This window comes from Enterobacter sp. SLBN-59 (genome assembly GCF_024807915.1).
GTDB lineage: Bacteria > Pseudomonadota > Gammaproteobacteria > Enterobacterales > Enterobacteriaceae > Enterobacter > Enterobacter asburiae_B.
Genome location: NZ_JANUFI010000001.1, coordinates 84,477 through 102,961, shown reverse-complemented (window position 1 = coordinate 102,961; position 18,485 = coordinate 84,477). Strand labels below are relative to the sequence as shown.

The window sequence follows — 18,485 nt, the reverse complement described above, 5'->3', positions numbered from 1 at the left end:
GGCGAGATTCAGACTACTTCGAATAACAGGCGACACTTTTTGCATAAAAAAACCCGGAGACAAGCTCCGGGTTTTGATTACAGCGAGTGAGTTAACTTATTCCATCCATTCGGTATGGAACACGCCTTCTTTATCGGTACGTTTGTAAGTATGCGCACCGAAGTAGTCACGCTGTGCCTGAATCAGGTTAGCTGGCAGCACAGCAGCACGGTAGCTGTCATAGTAGGCTACTGCAGCAGAGAAGGTCGGAACCGGGATACCGTTCTGGACAGCGTAGGCAACCACGTCACGCAGCGCCTGCTGATATTCATCCGCAATTTTCTTGAAGTACGGTGCCAGCAGCAGGTTGGCGATACCGGCGTTTTCAGCATAGGCATCGGTGATTTTCTGCAGGAACTGCGCACGAATGATGCAACCCGCGCGGAAGATCTTCGCGATCTCACCGTAGTTCAGATCCCAGTTGTTCTCGTCTGACGCCGCACGCAGCTGAGAGAAGCCCTGGGCGTAAGAAACGATTTTACCCAGGTACAGTGCACGACGCACTTTTTCAACGAATTCGGCTTTATCACCCGCTGGTTTAGCCTGCGGACCAGACAGCACTTTAGATGCCGCGACGCGCTGCTCTTTCAGGGAAGAGATGTAACGCGCGAAGACGGATTCGGTGATCAGAGACAGCGGTTCGCCCAGATCCAGAGAGCTCTGGCTGGTCCATTTACCGGTACCTTTGTTCGCAGCTTCATCCAGAATCACATCAACCAGGTATTTACCCTCTTCATCTTTCTTCGTGAAGATATCTTTGGTGATGTCGATCAGATAGCTGTTCAGCTCGCCTTTGTTCCACTCGGTGAAAGTTTCCGCGAGTTCTTCATTGGAAAGGTTCAGACCGCCTTTCAGCAGGGAATAAGCCTCAGCAATCAGCTGCATGTCGCCGTATTCGATGCCGTTGTGCACCATTTTGACATAGTGACCAGCACCGTCCGGACCGATATAAGTCACACACGGCTCGCCATCTTCGGCAACGGCAGCGATTTTAGTCAGAATAGGCGCAACCAGTTCGTATGCTTCTTTCTGTCCACCAGGCATGATGGATGGGCCCTTCAGTGCGCCCTCTTCACCACCAGATACACCGGTACCGATGAAATTGAAGCCTTCAGCAGACAGCTCACGGTTACGACGAATGGTGTCCTGGAAGAAGGTGTTACCGCCATCAATGATGATGTCACCTTTTTCAAGGTAAGGCTTCAGGGAGTCGATAGCTGCATCGGTACCTGCGCCTGCTTTCACCATTAACAGGATACGACGAGGCGTTTCCAGAGATTCAACGAACTCTTTCACCGTATAGAAAGGAACCAGTTTCTTGCCTGGGTTCTCGGCAATCACTTCTTCGGTCTTATCACGGGAGCGGTTGAAAACGGAGACGGTATAACCACGGCTTTCGATGTTGAGCGCCAGGTTGCGCCCCATCACTGCCATACCGACGACGCCGATCTGTTGTTTGGACATTACATACTCCTGTCAGGTGTGGTAGCTGCGAATCATCACGCAGTTCAATGTTGGACTTATGTTAACTCAGGATGCAGAAATCCAATAATATTTACTGGTGGCGTAAGATGCTCTTTTACTATCAATTATTTTTGAAGCCGTTAGGGTTCTTTTGCTGCCAGTTCCATGCATCCCGGACCATATCCTCGAGATCCCGTTGAGCCGTCCAGCCGAGCTCATCACGTGCTTTAGAAGGATCTGACCAACATTCAGCAATATCGCCCTGACGTCTTGAGGCAAACACATAGGGTACTGAAAGTGTTGTCACTCGTTTGAACGCATCCAAAAGTTCGAGCACAGAATAACCTTTTCCTGTTCCGAGATTATAAATATTGAGATTAGATGCATCGTTTCGGCGTTTTAATGCAGCCACATGACCTTCGGCAAGATCCATAACGTGAATAAAGTCACGAACACCGGTACCATCTTTCGTCTGATAATCATTACCATAAATCGAAAGCCGTTCGCGTTTACCAATGGCGACCTGGCAGATATAAGGCATAAGATTGTTAGGAATACCGTTAGGATCTTCACCAATAAGACCTGATGGATGCGCGCCAACAGGATTGAAATATCTCAGAATAGTGATATTAAATGACGGATGGGCAATTGCTAAATCGATAAGAATTTTTTCGACCATCAATTTTGATGTGCCGTAAGGATTCGTTGTTCCTCCGGTCCGACAAGATTCTGTTAATGGAATGGTTTCTGGTTCACCGTAAACCGTAGCGGACGAACTAAAAATGAAATTTTTAACTCCTGCCTTGAGCATTTCACCCAATAAGCACAGACTTCCTAAAATATTTACCTCATAATATTTAAGGGGCTGTGATACAGATTCGCCAACTGACTTAAGACCAGCAAAGTGAATGACATCAGTTATGCTATGCTTAGAAAATATTTTTTGCAAAAGTGTACTATCTAAAATATCACCCTGATAAAAAACAGGTTCAATGCCTGTGATAGATTTTATTCTGTTCAATGATTCTAAAGAAGAGTTTGATAAGTTATCCAGTATTATAACTTTTTCACTATTTTCAAGCAGTGTTAACACAGTATGAGAACCTATGTAACCAACTCCGCCTGTAACAAGAATAGCCATATAATTTCTGACCTTAATTATCAGTTAATAATCATTAGTATAAGAACAGCAATAATGCAGAGCTTATTTAGTGCCAGATTAATATATTACAAGATTTAATCATGCGCAATTAAGATATTAATTAATTTCTCTGTAGCAGCTTTATCATCAAATTTCGCTTCCGCAATGCGGCGACTTTCTATACCCATTGATACTATCTGATCTGAATTATTAATGACAGAAGTCATTGCACTTGCAAGTGCTTCAACGTCCCAAGGTGGAACCATCAACCCATTTATACCGTGGACGATCGTTTCACGACAGCCGGGAACGTCAGTAGTAATAATCGCACGGCCAATAGACATGGCCTCTTGAGTACTACGTGGAATGCCTTCACGATAAGAAGGTAACACAAAAACACTTAGATCATTGAGATAGCTTTTTACATCTGATATCTGGCCTAAAAACTCAACATGACCTTCGTTTTCCCAACTGTTAAGTTGGTCTCGAGTAATACCACCTGGATTGTCATCTATAGCGCCAGCGATACTAAATCTCACTTGAGGAAATTTAGATTTAACGATTTTTGCGGCCTGAACAAACTCTCTGACGCCTTTTTCAACCAATAAGCGGGATACCATTCCAAAATGTATAGTATCCGTTTTTGGTTTATTATAAGAATAATCATTAAGATCGACACCAATGCCGCCAATTACCTCAAAATCAGAAATTTCGATATTATTTTGTACTACTAAGTCTTGATAATCGTCGTGATTTAGGAAAAGCACTTTTTTAGCTCGGGGCAAAGTTAACTTATATAAAAAAGTCTGTATTGCCTTTAGCAACCTCTTTTTAAACGAATCCTTTTTGAAATGAGCGGTATAGCAGAAGCCTAACCCTTCAAGAAGATTATAGATATTTTTGACACCAGCAAGTTTTGCTGCCAGAGTGCCAAAAATTACCGGCTTTGGAAAAAAACAAAAAACAACATCAGGATTAATATGTCGGATCTTTTTTGACAATGCAACCGTGTTAATTAGATCTGAAAGTGGATTCATTCCTGACCGTGAAAAATCATATTGCTCAGGCATAGCACCAAACATTGATATCGTTTGAAAATTTCCTCTGTCATTATCCATAACAAGGACGTGAACCTTAATTCCTCTGGTCACAAGTTGTTCAATCAATTTTTTTCTAAAAAGAATAATGGTGCTAGATTGATTCCCTATGAGCAAAATTTTCATTTATCAACCTGTTGTGTTTTGTAAATACTTAACCAACGATCCACCACAGATGTAATGGAAAAATTCTTTACAATATGGTTACGGTTTTGATTTCTAATAATCTTTTTTTGCTCAGTATTTAATTCACATATCTCAATTATTTTATCAGACAAAGCCTGGAAATTTGAAACAGGTACAACGTACTGAGGATTACCTATCACCTCTTTCACTCCGCCAGCATCTGTACATACAGCAATGCATTTACAGGCCATCGCTTCTGCAACAACTAATCCGAATCCTTCCCATTCAGATGACAGTACAAATAAATCACATGCAGAATAATAATCATTGACTGAATCAATGCTACCAAGCAAGGTTACTCGCGATGTTAAGTTTAAACGATTAATATGTCGCTCAATATCATTACGCAACTCCCCCTCGCCGATGATAATTAACCTAAAATCATCCGGCAGTATATTAAAAGCGTTAATGAGATTAGGGTAATCTTTTGCTGGGGTTAGTCGTCCAACTGCAAGAATGACTTTTTCTTTGTCATCAATATTTAGCTGATGTCTGATAGATGTCCTGCTCTCGGCGTTATAATCAAATTTATCTACGTCAATACCGTTGTATACTACCTCGGACTTCGATTTTGAAAAAGCCTTATTACGAATAAATTCATCCAGAGCCTCTCTACTCACATTAGTATTTACATCTGCAAATTTATCAGTAAGACGATAAATGAACATTCGTAATGCGCCGCCTTCATTTTTACTGTGAGCGGTACAAACAAGTTTATAACTCTTTTTAAATAAAAAACCGACTAATCTCATTAAGAGATTTGCATGAAACATATGGCTATGAACAACAGAAGGCTGATATTCTTTGAGTATTTTTCGACAGTGGAATATCACTTTAAAAAACGAGAGCGGGCTCTTCTTTAAATTCAAATTAAGGATTTTGATGTTTTTTTCTTCGGGGCGTACGACTGTCTCTCCATTTAAGGAGACAATCATGACATCATACCCACGTTGATAAAACTTATCAGCCAGGATGCACAATTGCCGTTCCGCACCACCAAGACCCAGTCCAGTGATAACGAATAGCAGTTTATTTTTGCACATTATTTGATTCTCCATTAAGCGCATCGCCCAGAACACCGTTGGCTATTCTTCCTATTTCTCTTTCATCAAATAATGTCGCGATATGATAATTCATATTGCCAAAAGATACTGGAGCGGAAGGGTTACGGAAATATGACAAGAAGCAAAACGTTAAAAAGACAAAGAAATATAAATTAAGGAACAGCGTGTTATAGCTTTTAACCTCAAAAATCCGTCTATAATTTTCTCTTGCACACAGTGAAAAGATAAAAATTGCCACAAAGATAAAATAGAAGGTAACCCTGGTTAAGAACGTTATCGCCCCGCTATAAAGATAAATAACAGCGCCAACAAAAATAAATCGATTTAATAATCTCAAGCTTTCATTCTTCTCAATCTGATAAGAATAGGAAACATAAAAAACAACGAAGAGCAGAACTAGTAGATTTAACCATCCAAACTGTATCGAGATAGGATTCTGCTCAATATAAAAAAGTATCTTTCTAAATGCGAAATTCACTTGAGCAAGTAAAATTATTATTTTCACACCAAAGATAAGCAAGAAGGCAAATAAAGAGATAGATGCAACTGTTACCGAAATGAATAGTTTTCTACTCTTTAATTTGCATAAAAAAATCGCTGGTATAATTATCAATGCTGAGACATGCATTGTAGCAGCGATGATTACACCTACAATTAGCCGCAACAATGATTTATTAAGTGAATAGTTTATTATTGCCGCAAAGACTATGATGCAGGCAATAAATTGGCGTAGTTGTTCTAATATTAATGTATACCCAAAAACAATCAACAAAGCGGCAATAAAAAGAGGTTCATTTATTTTAATTTTTTTTAAATTATATCCTAGCAATGCAAACGCCAGAGCGTAAAATAGCATTATTGCATACCCAAAGTTATTGTTTGCAATAAACAGCAAGGTTTTAAGGTAAATAACAAACCCTGGCTCAAATGCTAAATACAGTTCTTCATCATTTATGAACCGCGTATAATAAATACTCCAGTCTACGCCATTAATATAAAAAGTTGTAAAAGAGAAAACTAAAACAATCCAAATAATCATTCTAAGAATGTTTTTAGAGCCTGTATTAAACCTTCCCCATATTAGCGAAAGAATTAACAAAGGGATAACGTTCATTAGTATAAACATTATCTACGAACCTTTTCATAAAGAGTTATTATAACCTGAACAGGGTTCATTGCTTTGATATATTTGAAAGCACGCACATTATTAAAGGAAATGTATAAATTTAATTTATTATGCAAATAGCCAATATAATGTTTATCTTTTAACCTGGTCTCATTTACTAACAGTAAATCATTATAAAGATGAACATTTATAGTTGAGTTTCTGGATGTGGCTTGCGCATCATGCACCCGATACTTAACGCTTGTAAAATCAAAGAAACCTGTCTGTATATCATTATTTATAAGTTTTAACCAAAAAGGTAAATCCTCAAGTAATCGATACCGCTCATCAAACGTGATCAGGTATTTATGATTTATAAATGCACCAGGTGCCAAATTATTAAAGTGGATGTTTGCTAGATTTTTTTTGATGTTAGAAGGTGCCATCTTACAAACATCTCTTGTCCAAGGTAGCGGGTACTTATCTGGTGTAGTGACATCTGTTCCAAAGGTTTCAAAATAAGTAAAGAATGCACCATAATTTTCATTAGAAGGTACCCGTTGTACTCTTTCAATAAATTCACTGATAGAGGTAGCAATCAAAATATCATCTGATCCTATACATTTAATCCACTGCCCTTTAACGTGTTTAATCGCGCTGTTAAAGTTAGCCGTTGTACCTTTATTGGTCTCATTTTTGATCAACAGGCACTCAATATGAGGGTGTGATATTCTTTTTTCATTGAGCCAATTTTCAATAATCTGGACGCTGTTATCCTTTGAGTTGTCATCTGCTATAATTATCTGAATTGATTTGTAAGTTTGATTAATGCAGGAATCCAAGGTTTCAACAATATATTTTTCTGCATTATAACTTGCAACGATTATCGTAACTAAAATAGCATCCATATTAAAATATAATACCTAATAAAATTAATTGTAATTTGTTTTTTTTCGTGACGACCATATTTCTAACTTTCAGATCGCGAATAACAGATTTTACTGAATGGCTTATCATTGAGTGCCATTCTGCTCTCTTACTCGATGTAAGCGACTTATACCACTTAAAATATCTAACCGACACGCCCCATATAGTACTGATAATTAAAGCATACGCATCGTTAATTAGTATACTTTTGTTTTGCGAATTAGTTTTATGTTCAATATAATTTAATAGAAAGAAAGCATTATGCATTACTTTATAATAATTATGGTTGATTCTGCGCGTTGTTGAGTTAGTATTGTTTACAAAAAAATAATCACCATCGGATAAAAAGATAGTATTAGCTAAATCAAAAGAGATGCGTGAAATCACCTCATCATTATTAAGGTAATTAACGCACTCTTTATTCAAAGTATTATATGATTCGTATGCTGTTAAAATTATATTTCTATTATAAATACCAAACGCATGCACTCCCCATGACCTAATACAATTTGAAAAAACTTCCGAGCCTTTCAATTTTTTGTTAGGAGTATAACAAATAAACTTAGTTGTGACGTTTTTATCTATAGAGTCAACATAATTCAAATTAAATAAGGAAATATCATGGGAGGGTTCAGAGACTAAAGGTTTAAATGCTTTTTCCAGAGAATCCTCAGCTAAGCTGTCATCACTATCGATTACTGCAATATATTTCGATTTGGAATAGCGAATAGCAGTTTCCCTAGCCTGTGCGGCACCCTTATTGTCTTGCTTGAGTAATTGAAGGCTAAACTGCTTCGGTTCATACATTTCTACGAGAGCAGCTGTATTGTCCAGTGAACCATCGTCAACGACAATGACGCTAAACCCCTCCAAAGACTGCTTATCAAGGGTTTTCAGAATAGTTAGAATATTTGCTTCTTCATTGTATGCCGGAATAATAACGCTCAAGTCTTCGGGTGTAATCCTCATTCCATTAACTCACTTTATATTTTATATGCCACAAATAAATTATTGCAGTAGCAATGAGATAAATAAAATACGTTGAACAATATGCCAGGGTTACCCCTTCAAACCCATAAATGGAGATAAGCAATTTAACTAATAAAGGATACAGAAGGGCGAATGATACTTCTAACGTCGCATTTATCACAAAGTATCCTTTCGCCAGTAGAATAGTTGCGAAGAGCCAACTACAAATCCTGAAAAAATCGCCTATATTCTGATACAAAAAAAGAACGCCAGCACGTTGAAAATCCTTTGTGAATAAAAAACTTATAATAAAGTCTTTTAAATAGAAAATACCTAACGCCATCACAAGAGAAAGAGGTACAACAAGTCGTGCACCTGTTTTCAATATGCTTAAATGGTCAGAGAGTGTTTTCGCTGCAGCCGTTTTAGGAAAATAATAAACCGTCATAGCAGTGGTTAACACCGCAAGATAGGCTTCTGATATTTTACTAACGGCCTGCCAATACCCTGAATATTCTAACGAAAAATTATTTGTCAACAGAGTTCTGACAACAATCAGGGAAATCGGACCTGTTAAGGCACCAATTATGCCCATTGCAAAGTACTTACCCATCTCATTAACTTGCTCTCGAGGGGTCGTACCATACCAATACTTGAATTTAAACCATGGTTTTTTAAATATAAAAACTATTAACCAAAAGCCGGCAACTGCATTATTTAAAGCGGCTGAAATAAGTGCACCTTTAAGCCCCAAAAAATAGACAAGGCCGGTCATGGATATAACGGATGAAGCAATGGAAAAAATATTTGCCAGGAAAAATTTATTGTGATCACCTAGCCCATTCAATACACCTAAAAAAATACTATTTATAATATTTAGCGGTAATACCATCAATGCTAAAATTATAAGCCAGTAAAACTCTTTATTATGGAAAAGATACTCAGCCAAATGACCTGAGGAAAGAATCCCCAGGCACATTATAAAACAACAGGCTATCGTTGAAAGCTTTATTGCAGCCCGCCAGTAGGGCTTAGCATTTTCATAATTGTCCTTATGCTCAGCCGAATAGCGATTAACACCCTGTGAAACCTGGGATGAGATAAACCCATTAATAAAGGTTACAAAGTTCTGTAACTGTCCCAGATTCGAAATACCTGCCGGGCCTGTATAAATAGCAACAACTTTTGATATTATTAGACCACATGCAAGCCTAAAACAGGTAATTACACCACTTAGTATCGTTACTTTTGCAAAACTCAAAGCAACCATCCATTTATTGTTTTAATCACATACTCAATATCTGCCTCTGTCATTGTCGGATCCATCGGCAAAGATAATACGCTGTTATGAAGTGATTCTGAAACAGGTAAATCCAAATGTTTCAGTTCCTCATATGCAATCTGGTGATGTGGCGGCAGAGGATAATGAACAAGGGTTTGAACATTATTACTATCCAAATATTTCTTCAACGAGTCTCTGTGATTTGTTTTAATGACAAACAAATGCCAGACGTGCTCTTGCTGAGCATCAAGAGCTGGAAGAATGACATCAGGATGGTTAATAGATGTTAAATATTTTTCAGCAATATATCTACGGCGTGAAATATCATCATCCAGATATTTTAATTTAACCGAAAGCATTGCAGCCTGGATTTCATCTAATCGGCTATTAATACCTTTATATTTATTCTGATATTTTACATGCGAACCATAATTACGTAGTGCAACAAGAACCTGCGCTAAGTTATCATCGTTAGTTGTTATCGCACCTGCATCACCGAGCGCGCCCAGATTTTTTCCCGGATAGAAACTGAAACCTGCTGCATGCCCCCAGGAGCCACATTTTTGCCCGTCAATTATCGCACCATGAGACTGAGCACAGTCTTCAAGCACGAGTAAATCATATTCAAAAGCAATCTCCATAATCCCTTTCATTGGCGAGATTCTTCCATATAAATGCACAGGTAAAATCGCTTTTGTTTTACCAGTAATCGCTTTTCTAACCCCTTCCACACTCAGATTAAATGTTGAAGGATCGGGTTCTACAAGAATCGGTGTCAGTTGGTTTTGGGTGATGGCTAAGATAGAGGCAATATATGTATTAGCAGGAACTATAACCTCATCACCATCATTCAGTTTTCCCAACTCTTTCCAGGCACGAAGTACTAAAATCAGCGCATCTAAACCATTAGCAACGCCAATAGCGTGTTTTACACCACACCATTTTGCATATTCTTTTTCAAAATTGACAAGTTCCGCACCCATTATATACCAGCCGGAGTCAATAACCCGTGAACATGCCTCTTTAAGTTCGCTTTCATATCGATTATTGATTTTTTTTAAGTTCAGAAAGTCAACCATTATTACTTCTCCAATAATATTCTTGCAGGATTGCCAACAACTGTCGTATTTGCCGGTACATCCTTCGTTACTACAGCCCCTGCGCCAACCATCGCACCTTCACCTATCACGATTCCCGGAAGAATAGTGGCATTAGCACCAATAGAAGCCCCTTTTTTTACCAGGATACTCGAAAATTTTTCGGGGTAAACTTTTGAACGCGGCTTTTTATCATTTGTAAATGCAACACAGGGGCCAATAAATACATCGTCCTCAATTGTTATACCATCCCAAATATACACACCAGATTTGATGGTCACTCGATCGCCTATTATGACATCATTTTCGATCAAGGTATGAGCACAAATATTACAATCATTACCAATGACTGCATCTTTTAAAATTACCGAGAATTGCCATACTCGCGTATTCTCACCAATATTAGCGGACTGCACATCGCTTAATTTATGTATGAACATTTATTTTGCCATCGACCGGAACTGATCATAATCCCTGATATAATCAGACTCATCATATTCATTGTCTGCTAATATCATCAGTACACAATCGGGAGTGAAGTTTTTCATTTCTCGCCAAATGAACGAGTTAATCAGTAAACCTTGAGCAGGATTATTTAAAGTGATAGAAATTCTTTCATTTCCGTCATCTAAAATAAAATCGCAGGATCCTTTCAGAACGATGGCCATTTGCATGAGTTTTTTATGCGCATGATATCCACGCGTAACCCCATTTTCAGTGTCGAAAATGTAATATACGCGTCTGATATCAAAGGGTATATTAGAATTCCTTTCTAACGATACTAATGAACCCCGTTCATCACCATGAATTTGTAAAGGGATAAGTTCGACTTTCATATACGGCTCGCTAATTTGATTAAATATTGCCCATAAGAATTTTTACTTAGCTTTGTTCCTAGCGCTAAAAGTTCATCATCACTTAACCAACCATTACGCCATGCGATCTCTTCTGGACAGGCAACCATCATCCCCTGGCGCTTTTGAACCGTTTCGACAAAACTGCCCGCTTCAATCAAGCTATCGTGTGTTCCGGTATCAAGCCATGCAAAACCACGTCCCAATAACTCAACGGTTAATAAGTTATTATTGAGATAGACTTCATTTACTGAGGTGATTTCAATCTCACCTCGCGCGGATGGTTTGATTGTTTTAGCAATGTCTACAACATTATTATCATAGAAATATAACCCGGTAACTGCCCAGTTTGATTTCGGATGTGAGGGTTTTTCTTCAATACTTAGTGCTTTGAAATTGCTGTCAAATTCAACAACGCCAAAACGTTCGGGGTCCATAACTTGATAACCAAAAACTGTCGCCCCCGAGTTACGCTCTGCTGCGCTTCTTAATTTTGGTGTAAAGCCCTGGCCAAAGAAGATGTTATCCCCCAGAACAAGGCATACCGGGTCTTTACCAATAAACTTCTCGCCAATTATAAATGCTTGCGCTAACCCATCCGGCGAAGGCTGTACAGTAAAGGATAGATTAACACCAAATTGACTGCCATCGCCTAACAGTCTGACAAATCCTTGCTGATCTTCAGGGGTAGTAATAATTAAAATATCCTTGATACCAGCTAGCATAAGCACTGATAGTGGATAATAAATCATTGGCTTGTCGTAAACAGGGAGTAACTGCTTAGATATGCCCATCGTTATAGGATAAAGTCGAGTACCTGATCCACCTGCAAGAATGATACCTTTCATATTATTCTAATCCTAAACGTTCACGTTGATAGCTACCATCCTGAACACGACGGCACCACTCAGTATTATTTAAGTACCACTCCACCGTTTTACGGATCCCGCTCTCGAAAGTTTCCTCAGGCTTCCAGCCTAACGTCTGGCTAATCTTATCGGCATCAATCGCATAGCGACGGTCATGGCCCGGACGGTCAGCAACATACATAATCTGATCGCGATAAGACTCTTCTTTAGGCACAATCTCATCAAGCAGATCGCAAATCGTATGGACTACGTCCAGGTTCTGCTTCTCGTTATGCCCACCGATATTGTATGTCTCGCCCGGTTTCCCCTGAGTAACAACGGTATAGAGTGCGCGCGCGTGATCTTCTACATACAGCCAGTCACGAATCTGGTCACCCTTGCCGTAAATAGGCAGAGCTTTTCCGTCCAGCGCATTTAGGATAACCAGTGGGATCAGTTTTTCCGGGAAATGGTACGGGCCATAGTTATTCGAACAGTTGGTGACGATAGTCGGGAAACCGTAAGTACGCAGCCAGGCACGAACCAAATGGTCGCTGGAGGCTTTCGACGCCGAATACGGGCTGCTAGGAGCATACGCGGTAGTTTCAGTGAAGAGTGGCAGCTCAGCTGATGCCGGATGCTCATCAGGATGCGGCAAATCACCATACACTTCATCGGTTGAGATGTGGTGGAAACGAAACGCTTTCTTCGCCTGCTCATCCAACGTTGACCAGTAAGCACGAGCGGCTTCCAGCAGTACATAAGTGCCGACGATATTGGTTTCGATAAACGCAGCCGGGCCGGTAATAGAACGATCGACGTGACTTTCGGCGGCCAGGTGCATCACCGCATCAGGCTTATGTTTTGCGAAAATGCGATCCATGGCGTCTTTATCGCAAATATCCGCATGCTCAAAAGCATATCGATCGCTGTCGCTGACTTCACTAAGCGACTCAAGGTTGCCGGCATAGGTCAGCTTATCCACGTTGACGACGTCGTCCTGGGTATTTTTAATAATATGTCGTACAACCGCTGAGCCGATAAAGCCGGCCCCGCCCGTCACAAGAATTTTCACGTTATCTGTTCCGTCTTATATATGTCTGGATACTGGCGTTCTGAAACCTGAGCATTTATTGACGGTTTCAGAAATTGAGCACGCTACCGCCCCTGGCTTAACAGCTACCAGTGCACTGAGCGATCTCCGATTAAATGATTTTTTTGTCTGGATCCAGACAAAAAACTGGCGTTAATTGTCGTCCTAAACGACCTCAGAAACAAGCACAAATCGCTACAAAGCGATCCAGATTTAAACCCTGTAACTCTATGTAATCATAGGATTAATAATAAAAAACGGCAGTCATCATTTTGGCTATATCTCAATACACCAAAATAATGACTGCCGCTTGTTCAAGACGTTGCAGGAATATCAGCCGTTTGCGAGCAACTTCTCAATACGGGTTCTGAACTTCGCCCCTTCCTTCAAGTTACGCAGCCCATAGTTCACGAACGCCTGCATATACCCCATTTTCTTACCGCAGTCATAGCTGTCGCCGGTCATCAGCATCGCGTCAACAGACTGTTTTTTCGCCAGTTCGGCAATCGCGTCAGTCAGCTGAATACGATCCCAGGCGCCTGGCTCAGTTTTTTCCAGCTCTGCCCAGATATCAGCGTTCAGAACATAACGGCCAACCGCCATCAGGTCTGAGTCCAGCGTCTGTGGTTGATCCGGTTTTTCGATGAACTCAACGATGCGGCTCACCTGCCCTTCCGTTTCCAGCGGTTCTTTAGTCTGGATAACGGAGTACTCGGAGAGATCGCCCTTCATGCGTTTCGCCAGCACCTGGCTACGGCCGGTTTCATTGAAACGCGCCACCATTGCCGCCAGGTTGTAACGCAGCGGATCGGCAGAAGCGGTATCGATGATGATGTCCGGAAGAACAACAATGAATGGGTTATCACCCACAACCGGACGAGCACACAGGATAGAGTGGCCCAGGCCCAGCGGCTGCGCCTGACGCACGTTCATGATGGTCACGCCCGGCGGGCAAATAGACTGCACTTCCGCCAGCAGCTGGCGTTTGACGCGCTGCTCAAGCAGCGCTTCGAGTTCGTAAGAGGTGTCGAAGTGGTTTTCTACCGCATTCTTGGAGGAGTGCGTAACCAGGACGATTTCTTTGATCCCTGCAGCAACAATCTCATCGACAATGTACTGAATCATTGGCTTGTCGACGATCGGCAGCATCTCTTTAGGAATGGCTTTTGTGGCTGGCAGCATATGCATGCCCAAGCCTGCTACCGGAATGACTGCTTTCAAATTAATCATTATTTCTTCCACCTTAAAATGGTTGACGAATTATAGCTCTTAAACCTGTTTTCGCCAGCATGATTTGCCGTAATCCTTGGGCAATGTTACGCCTTAGCATCACAAATTTCTGTAGTTGTAATCTGATTAGATCGCGCTTTTATGCCAGGAATAGTCTCAAAACTGATGATTGTCGATTATCTGTGCGGAAGCGCAAAGTTAAGCCTTTCCACATTCACTACCTGCTGGTCGACCCGGTCAATATCGACCGAGCTTTGCCCCTTCTCATTCACTGCTTTTATGTTCGCCAGCGACAGCAACGTCTCGTCTTTCGCCATGAATTTACCCCGCACATCCTTGCGCAGGTCGAAGTTGATCTTCAGGGCGGGCCCCACAGCGGCTTCCTGCATCACATTGATGTTGCGTAAAAAAAGATGCTGCGGCTTGTTGTGCAGTTCAAGCGTCGCCCGCTGCATCTCCACGTTGGTTATCGCCACAAACGAGGTGGCGTTACCGGATGAAATCTGTATTCCGCGCAATTTATACGCAAGCTGACGATTATCGAGATGAATATTGTTGAGCTTGAAGTTCTGCGGGATGGACAAATAATCGCCTTTTATCACCCCATAGCCGATTAACATTCCGGCACTGTTCACCATGTCGACATTATCAATAATGAAATTATCACAGCCATAAATGGCCACCGTGGCGTTGTCTATTCCCGCCTTTTTACTGAAGTCGGGAGTTATATTTTTGGCCTTAATATTGCGGATAACAAAATGTTTACCGTTTTCAACGTGCACCAGCTGGCGACAGTTGCTGCCGGTGATGTTTGCCACCACGAAGTTCTTGACGGTTTGCTTCTCCGGATAGTCGTTATCGTAGGTGCTGCCGGCGAGGCCAATGCCGATGCCCCAGTTGATCTTGCCGTTGGTGCAGTTGATGTTGTCGATGACATGGTCAGAGATCAGGATATTGCGATCGTTGATGGCAACGTTCCACTCGATCGCATCCCCCTGGAGATGGCTAAATTTGCTGTTGGTGATGCGGGCACCGTCCACCTGGTTGTGGAAACCCTGGCGCAGGATGGCGTAGTTGGCCTGGCTTACGCTGATGTTATCAATCAGCAAATTGCGCATTACGCTCGGTTTCTTGCCGCCGATGTAGATCTGCGTCACCGGGCCAAAACCGCTCATGGCCAGCCCTTTGATAACGCAGTCAGAGCCGCGAACGTCGAGCGTAATGTTCTCCGTGCGGCCAGCACCTTCGCCTATCACTTTGCTGCCTTCCTGCAAAACAAAGCGGCCGCGCCCGTTGCCGGTTAACGCCCCGCGGATCAGCAGGGTTTTACCGTCGGGAATGAAAATACCGGTATTGATGTTTTCGCAGGTAAGCCCGGCAGGGACCACGACGGTGTCGCCGTCATTGAACGCCTGCTTAAAGGCGGCAATCCAGTCGTTGTTATTGTACTGATTAACAGAGACCGTTCTGCCGCTTGCCGCCCGCGCGATGCGTGACGACAGCAGCGGCGTGGCCGCCAGAACGGAGAGAGAAGAAACAAAGGTGCGTCGGGTAATCTTTTTCAGCATACATCCTCGGCGTTACAACGTTTGCAGCAGGCTCGCTAACTGGCGGTTAATCACCTGCTGGTTAAAATCGGTTTCCACTTTTTGTCGGGCGTTCTGGAGCACGGGCTCCAGTGCCTGCTGGTCAATATCGCTGAAGGCTGCTAATCGGTCCGCAAGGGCCATCGCGTTATTCTCCGGCACCAGCCAGCCGGAATGGTCAGACTTAATCAGCTCCGGGATCCCGCTGTGCAGGGTTGATACCACCGGAATACCTACGGCCATCGCCTCCATCAGCGCCACCGGAATGCCTTCCATATCGCCATCTGCGCCCGTTACGGAAGGCAGCAGAAAGACATCAGCCTCGTCGAGCATGGCCTTGACCTCGTGGCTCGGCTTGAAGCCCGGCATTTCTACGACATCCTCCAGCTGATACTGTTCGATAAGCGTGCGCAGACGACGCTCCCACGGCCCAATGCCGAGAATGCGATAGTGGAAATCCACCCCGCGCGCTTTCAGCTGGCGGCAGGCTTCAATGGCCACATGCAGGCCTTTCTTCTCGGTCAGGCGAGCAACGGAGATGATCTGCAGCGGTTTTCCCGGCACCTTGACAGGACGGCGAGTGAAGCGCGTTAAGTCCACGCCCATACGCGAAACGGCAATTTTCTCTCCCGGGCAGCCCATGTTTTTCAGGCGTCCGGCCCACAGGTCGCTGATAGGCAGCATCATGTCGCCGCGCCTGAACAGCTGCTGATACTCCGGCGTGTAGTGGTTCAGCACTTCGCGGCTGGAGATATCGATACCGTGGAAGATGGTCGCAATTTTGCCGTCAATCACGCCCAGCTCGCGCAGCTTCGCGGCGGTGACGCCCGCCGGGCCAAAGTGGGCGATAAACACGTCGGCACGATACGGCTGCGCGGTTTGCCCGCAGATGGCCGAGAGGATCAGATTGCGGGATTCGGAACCATAGCGGGAAACATTCAGCGCTCGCCACGTCGACGCGCGGTGGATCCCGCGCAAGGTCTGGCTGGCCCGGTGGCGCAGCTTACTCAGTCTCCCGGAAGGCTCATCCTGCAGCCAGCGGGTTTTCGCCTCCAGCCCATACTGGGCATACGCCGCATGGGTATTTTTGGTATCGCCCTTTTGCAGGGCGATAATCTCCACGTCATATCCCATATCGATAAACGCGGTGATTTGGTTCAGGACAAACGTTTCAGACGACAGCGGAAATTTCAGTAAGAAGAAACCAACCTTCATTTCCCCTCCCGTACGCGGTCAAGTACCGATTTCACCATCCCAATGCCCTTCTCGCGCTCGGCTTTCACCGCCACCGCCAGGCGTTCATTGATCGCAGGCAGCTGGCCGAGCGTGTCGCCCACCATCGCACCGAGCGAACCATCGAGCAGATGACGGATATCCACGGCCATTTCCGGCATACCGAGCTGCTGCATGATGCCTGCTGATTTGTGTTCGTAGTTGATGGCAATGGCCGGCGTGCCAAAGTTCATGGAGATAATGGCGGAGTGCAGGCGCGTGCCGACGGTCAGGTCGCAGGCGGAGAGCAGCTTGCCCATCTCCAGATCGTTAAGTTCGTCCATCACCACGTGATAGCGGGACGGATCGTTCACCAGATTGCGCAGGTTCAGCGCCACCATACGGTCGTCTTTGTTGTAGCTGTCGATGCCGGTGCAGGTGGAGAGCGCCAGCACCTGGTACCCGCTGTCCAGCACGCGGTTCACCACGTCGGCGAAGGCTTTCTCATACGCCGCCTGGGTCGTACCTAAACGCTTATCGAAGGGCGCCAGCTCGCGCAGGGTAATCGCGACGGTTTTCTGTTTCGCCGCCACGTCGAGCCAGTGCTGCACCGCGTAGCTCGGCTGGAAGCTGTCGTCCTGGTGATCCACCAGCCACGCGGTGTCCACGCCGTGCTCAACTTTTGAGGTGTCAATTTCGCTGCGCTTCATCATGTCGAGGCTGACCGACTCGCGCAGGATCAGCGCGTCGCAGTGGCCGAACACGTAGTTTGCGAGCTGGTTAAACTGCGGATCCTGGAATGGCCCGACGCTGTGGCCAATCATAAACAGCGGCTTTTTCGCCATAAAGGTGCAGAGCGCATGCTCAAACTGCGGCACGCCGTAGAGATCGACGAAGAACGAACCGCCGACCTGGATAATGGCGTCGTAGCCGGACAGCAGACGGACAAAATCGGTAAAGCCCTGCGCGATAGCGATATTGCGCAGCTTGCCGGTATCGGTCACGCGGGAAAGCAGCACCTGGTGCTGGTAGCGACGGCGCAGCACTTTCTTCACGCGGCCCATCACGCCCGCGGCGTTGTTATGCTGTTTCATCTGGCTATAGAGCGGGTCGCCCATCACCGGGCGGTTCAGTAACCAGGATGAGCTGACCGGATAACGGCTCATCACGTCCACTTCAGTCTCAGGCTTAAGGGTGTTAATTGCATCCAGTAAACCGCGCAGGATGGCGCTGTCGCCACGGTTGCCGCAGGTATGGTTGCCAAGAATTAATAATTTCATAATGGCCTCTT

At 43.7% G+C, this 18,485-nt stretch carries 17 protein-coding genes; all 17 read right to left on the bottom strand.

Translation table 11 applies throughout. The features are described 5' to 3' along the window. Positions 1-96 precede the first annotated feature (96 nt). Positions 97-1,503 carry an NADP-dependent phosphogluconate dehydrogenase gene (gene gndA / locus M2422_RS00430; RefSeq protein ID WP_028013772.1) on the bottom strand — a complete coding sequence of 469 codons (1,407 nt, stop codon included), beginning with the start codon at positions 1,501-1,503 and terminating at the stop codon, positions 97-99. Positions 1,504-1,624: 121 nt separating this feature from the next. Further along, entirely contained in the window at positions 1,625-2,644 is a 1,020-nt protein-coding gene (galE, locus tag M2422_RS00425; RefSeq protein WP_064672786.1) for a UDP-glucose 4-epimerase GalE, read from the bottom strand. Positions 2,645-2,739: 95 nt separating this feature from the next. Beyond that, a complete protein-coding gene (locus M2422_RS00420; protein WP_064672787.1) occupies positions 2,740-3,867 on the bottom strand; it encodes a glycosyltransferase family 4 protein in 1,128 nt (375 codons plus the stop codon). Next, positions 3,864-4,970 (bottom strand): glycosyltransferase, encoded by a 1,107-nt coding sequence (locus M2422_RS00415; RefSeq protein WP_064672788.1) that lies wholly within the window; start codon positions 4,968-4,970, stop codon positions 3,864-3,866. Before M2422_RS00415 ends, M2422_RS00420 begins: the two co-directional genes overlap by 4 nt. Beyond that, positions 4,957-6,117, bottom strand: a complete 1,161-nt coding sequence (locus M2422_RS00410) for an EpsG family protein (RefSeq protein ID WP_064672789.1) — start codon at positions 6,115-6,117, stop codon at positions 4,957-4,959. The genes M2422_RS00415 and M2422_RS00410 overlap by 14 nt, the downstream gene beginning before the upstream one ends. Continuing rightward, positions 6,117-7,004, bottom strand: coding sequence for a glycosyltransferase family 2 protein (locus M2422_RS00405; protein WP_064672790.1), 888 nt, complete (start codon positions 7,002-7,004; stop codon positions 6,117-6,119). Before M2422_RS00405 ends, M2422_RS00410 begins: the two co-directional genes overlap by 1 nt. A gap of 1 nt (position 7,005) precedes the next feature. Continuing rightward, positions 7,006-7,971: a glycosyltransferase gene (locus M2422_RS00400; protein WP_166670504.1), complete on the bottom strand. Its 966-nt coding sequence runs from the start codon at positions 7,969-7,971 to the stop codon at positions 7,006-7,008. Between the two features lie 25 nt (positions 7,972-7,996). Continuing rightward, positions 7,997-9,262, bottom strand: a complete 1,266-nt coding sequence (locus M2422_RS00395) for an O-antigen translocase (RefSeq protein WP_064672792.1) — start codon at positions 9,260-9,262, stop codon at positions 7,997-7,999. Next, entirely contained in the window at positions 9,250-10,353 is a 1,104-nt protein-coding gene (locus tag M2422_RS00390; RefSeq protein WP_064672793.1) for a DegT/DnrJ/EryC1/StrS aminotransferase family protein, read from the bottom strand. Before M2422_RS00390 ends, M2422_RS00395 begins: the two co-directional genes overlap by 13 nt. A gap of 2 nt (positions 10,354-10,355) precedes the next feature. Continuing rightward, positions 10,356-10,811, bottom strand: coding sequence for an acyltransferase (locus M2422_RS00385; protein WP_064672794.1), 456 nt, complete (start codon positions 10,809-10,811; stop codon positions 10,356-10,358). Then, on the bottom strand, positions 10,812-11,207 hold the full coding sequence (locus tag M2422_RS00380) for an FdtA/QdtA family cupin domain-containing protein (protein ID WP_064672795.1): 396 nt from the start codon (positions 11,205-11,207) through the stop codon (positions 10,812-10,814). Then, the gene (gene rfbA, locus M2422_RS00375) at positions 11,204-12,073 is read right to left on the bottom strand and encodes a glucose-1-phosphate thymidylyltransferase RfbA (protein WP_064672796.1); all 870 of its coding nucleotides are present in this window, start codon (positions 12,071-12,073) and stop codon (positions 11,204-11,206) included. Before rfbA ends, M2422_RS00380 begins: the two co-directional genes overlap by 4 nt. 1 nt (position 12,074) lies before the next feature. Then, positions 12,075-13,148 (bottom strand): dTDP-glucose 4,6-dehydratase, encoded by a 1,074-nt coding sequence (rfbB, locus tag M2422_RS00370; protein WP_064672797.1) that lies wholly within the window; start codon positions 13,146-13,148, stop codon positions 12,075-12,077. Positions 13,149-13,499: 351 nt separating this feature from the next. Beyond that, a complete protein-coding gene (galF, locus tag M2422_RS00365) occupies positions 13,500-14,396 on the bottom strand; it encodes a GalU regulator GalF (protein WP_064672798.1) in 897 nt (298 codons plus the stop codon). A gap of 176 nt (positions 14,397-14,572) precedes the next feature. Next, positions 14,573-15,964 carry a colanic acid biosynthesis protein WcaM gene (wcaM, locus tag M2422_RS00360; protein WP_047741609.1) on the bottom strand — a complete coding sequence of 464 codons (1,392 nt, stop codon included), beginning with the start codon at positions 15,962-15,964 and terminating at the stop codon, positions 14,573-14,575. Positions 15,965-15,976: 12 nt separating this feature from the next. Beyond that, a complete protein-coding gene (gene wcaL, locus M2422_RS00355; protein ID WP_064672799.1) occupies positions 15,977-17,197 on the bottom strand; it encodes a colanic acid biosynthesis glycosyltransferase WcaL in 1,221 nt (406 codons plus the stop codon). Then, on the bottom strand, positions 17,194-18,474 hold the full coding sequence (wcaK, locus tag M2422_RS00350) for a colanic acid biosynthesis pyruvyl transferase WcaK (RefSeq protein ID WP_032658813.1): 1,281 nt from the start codon (positions 18,472-18,474) through the stop codon (positions 17,194-17,196). The genes wcaL and wcaK overlap by 4 nt, the downstream gene beginning before the upstream one ends. Positions 18,475-18,485: the final 11 nt, after the last annotated feature.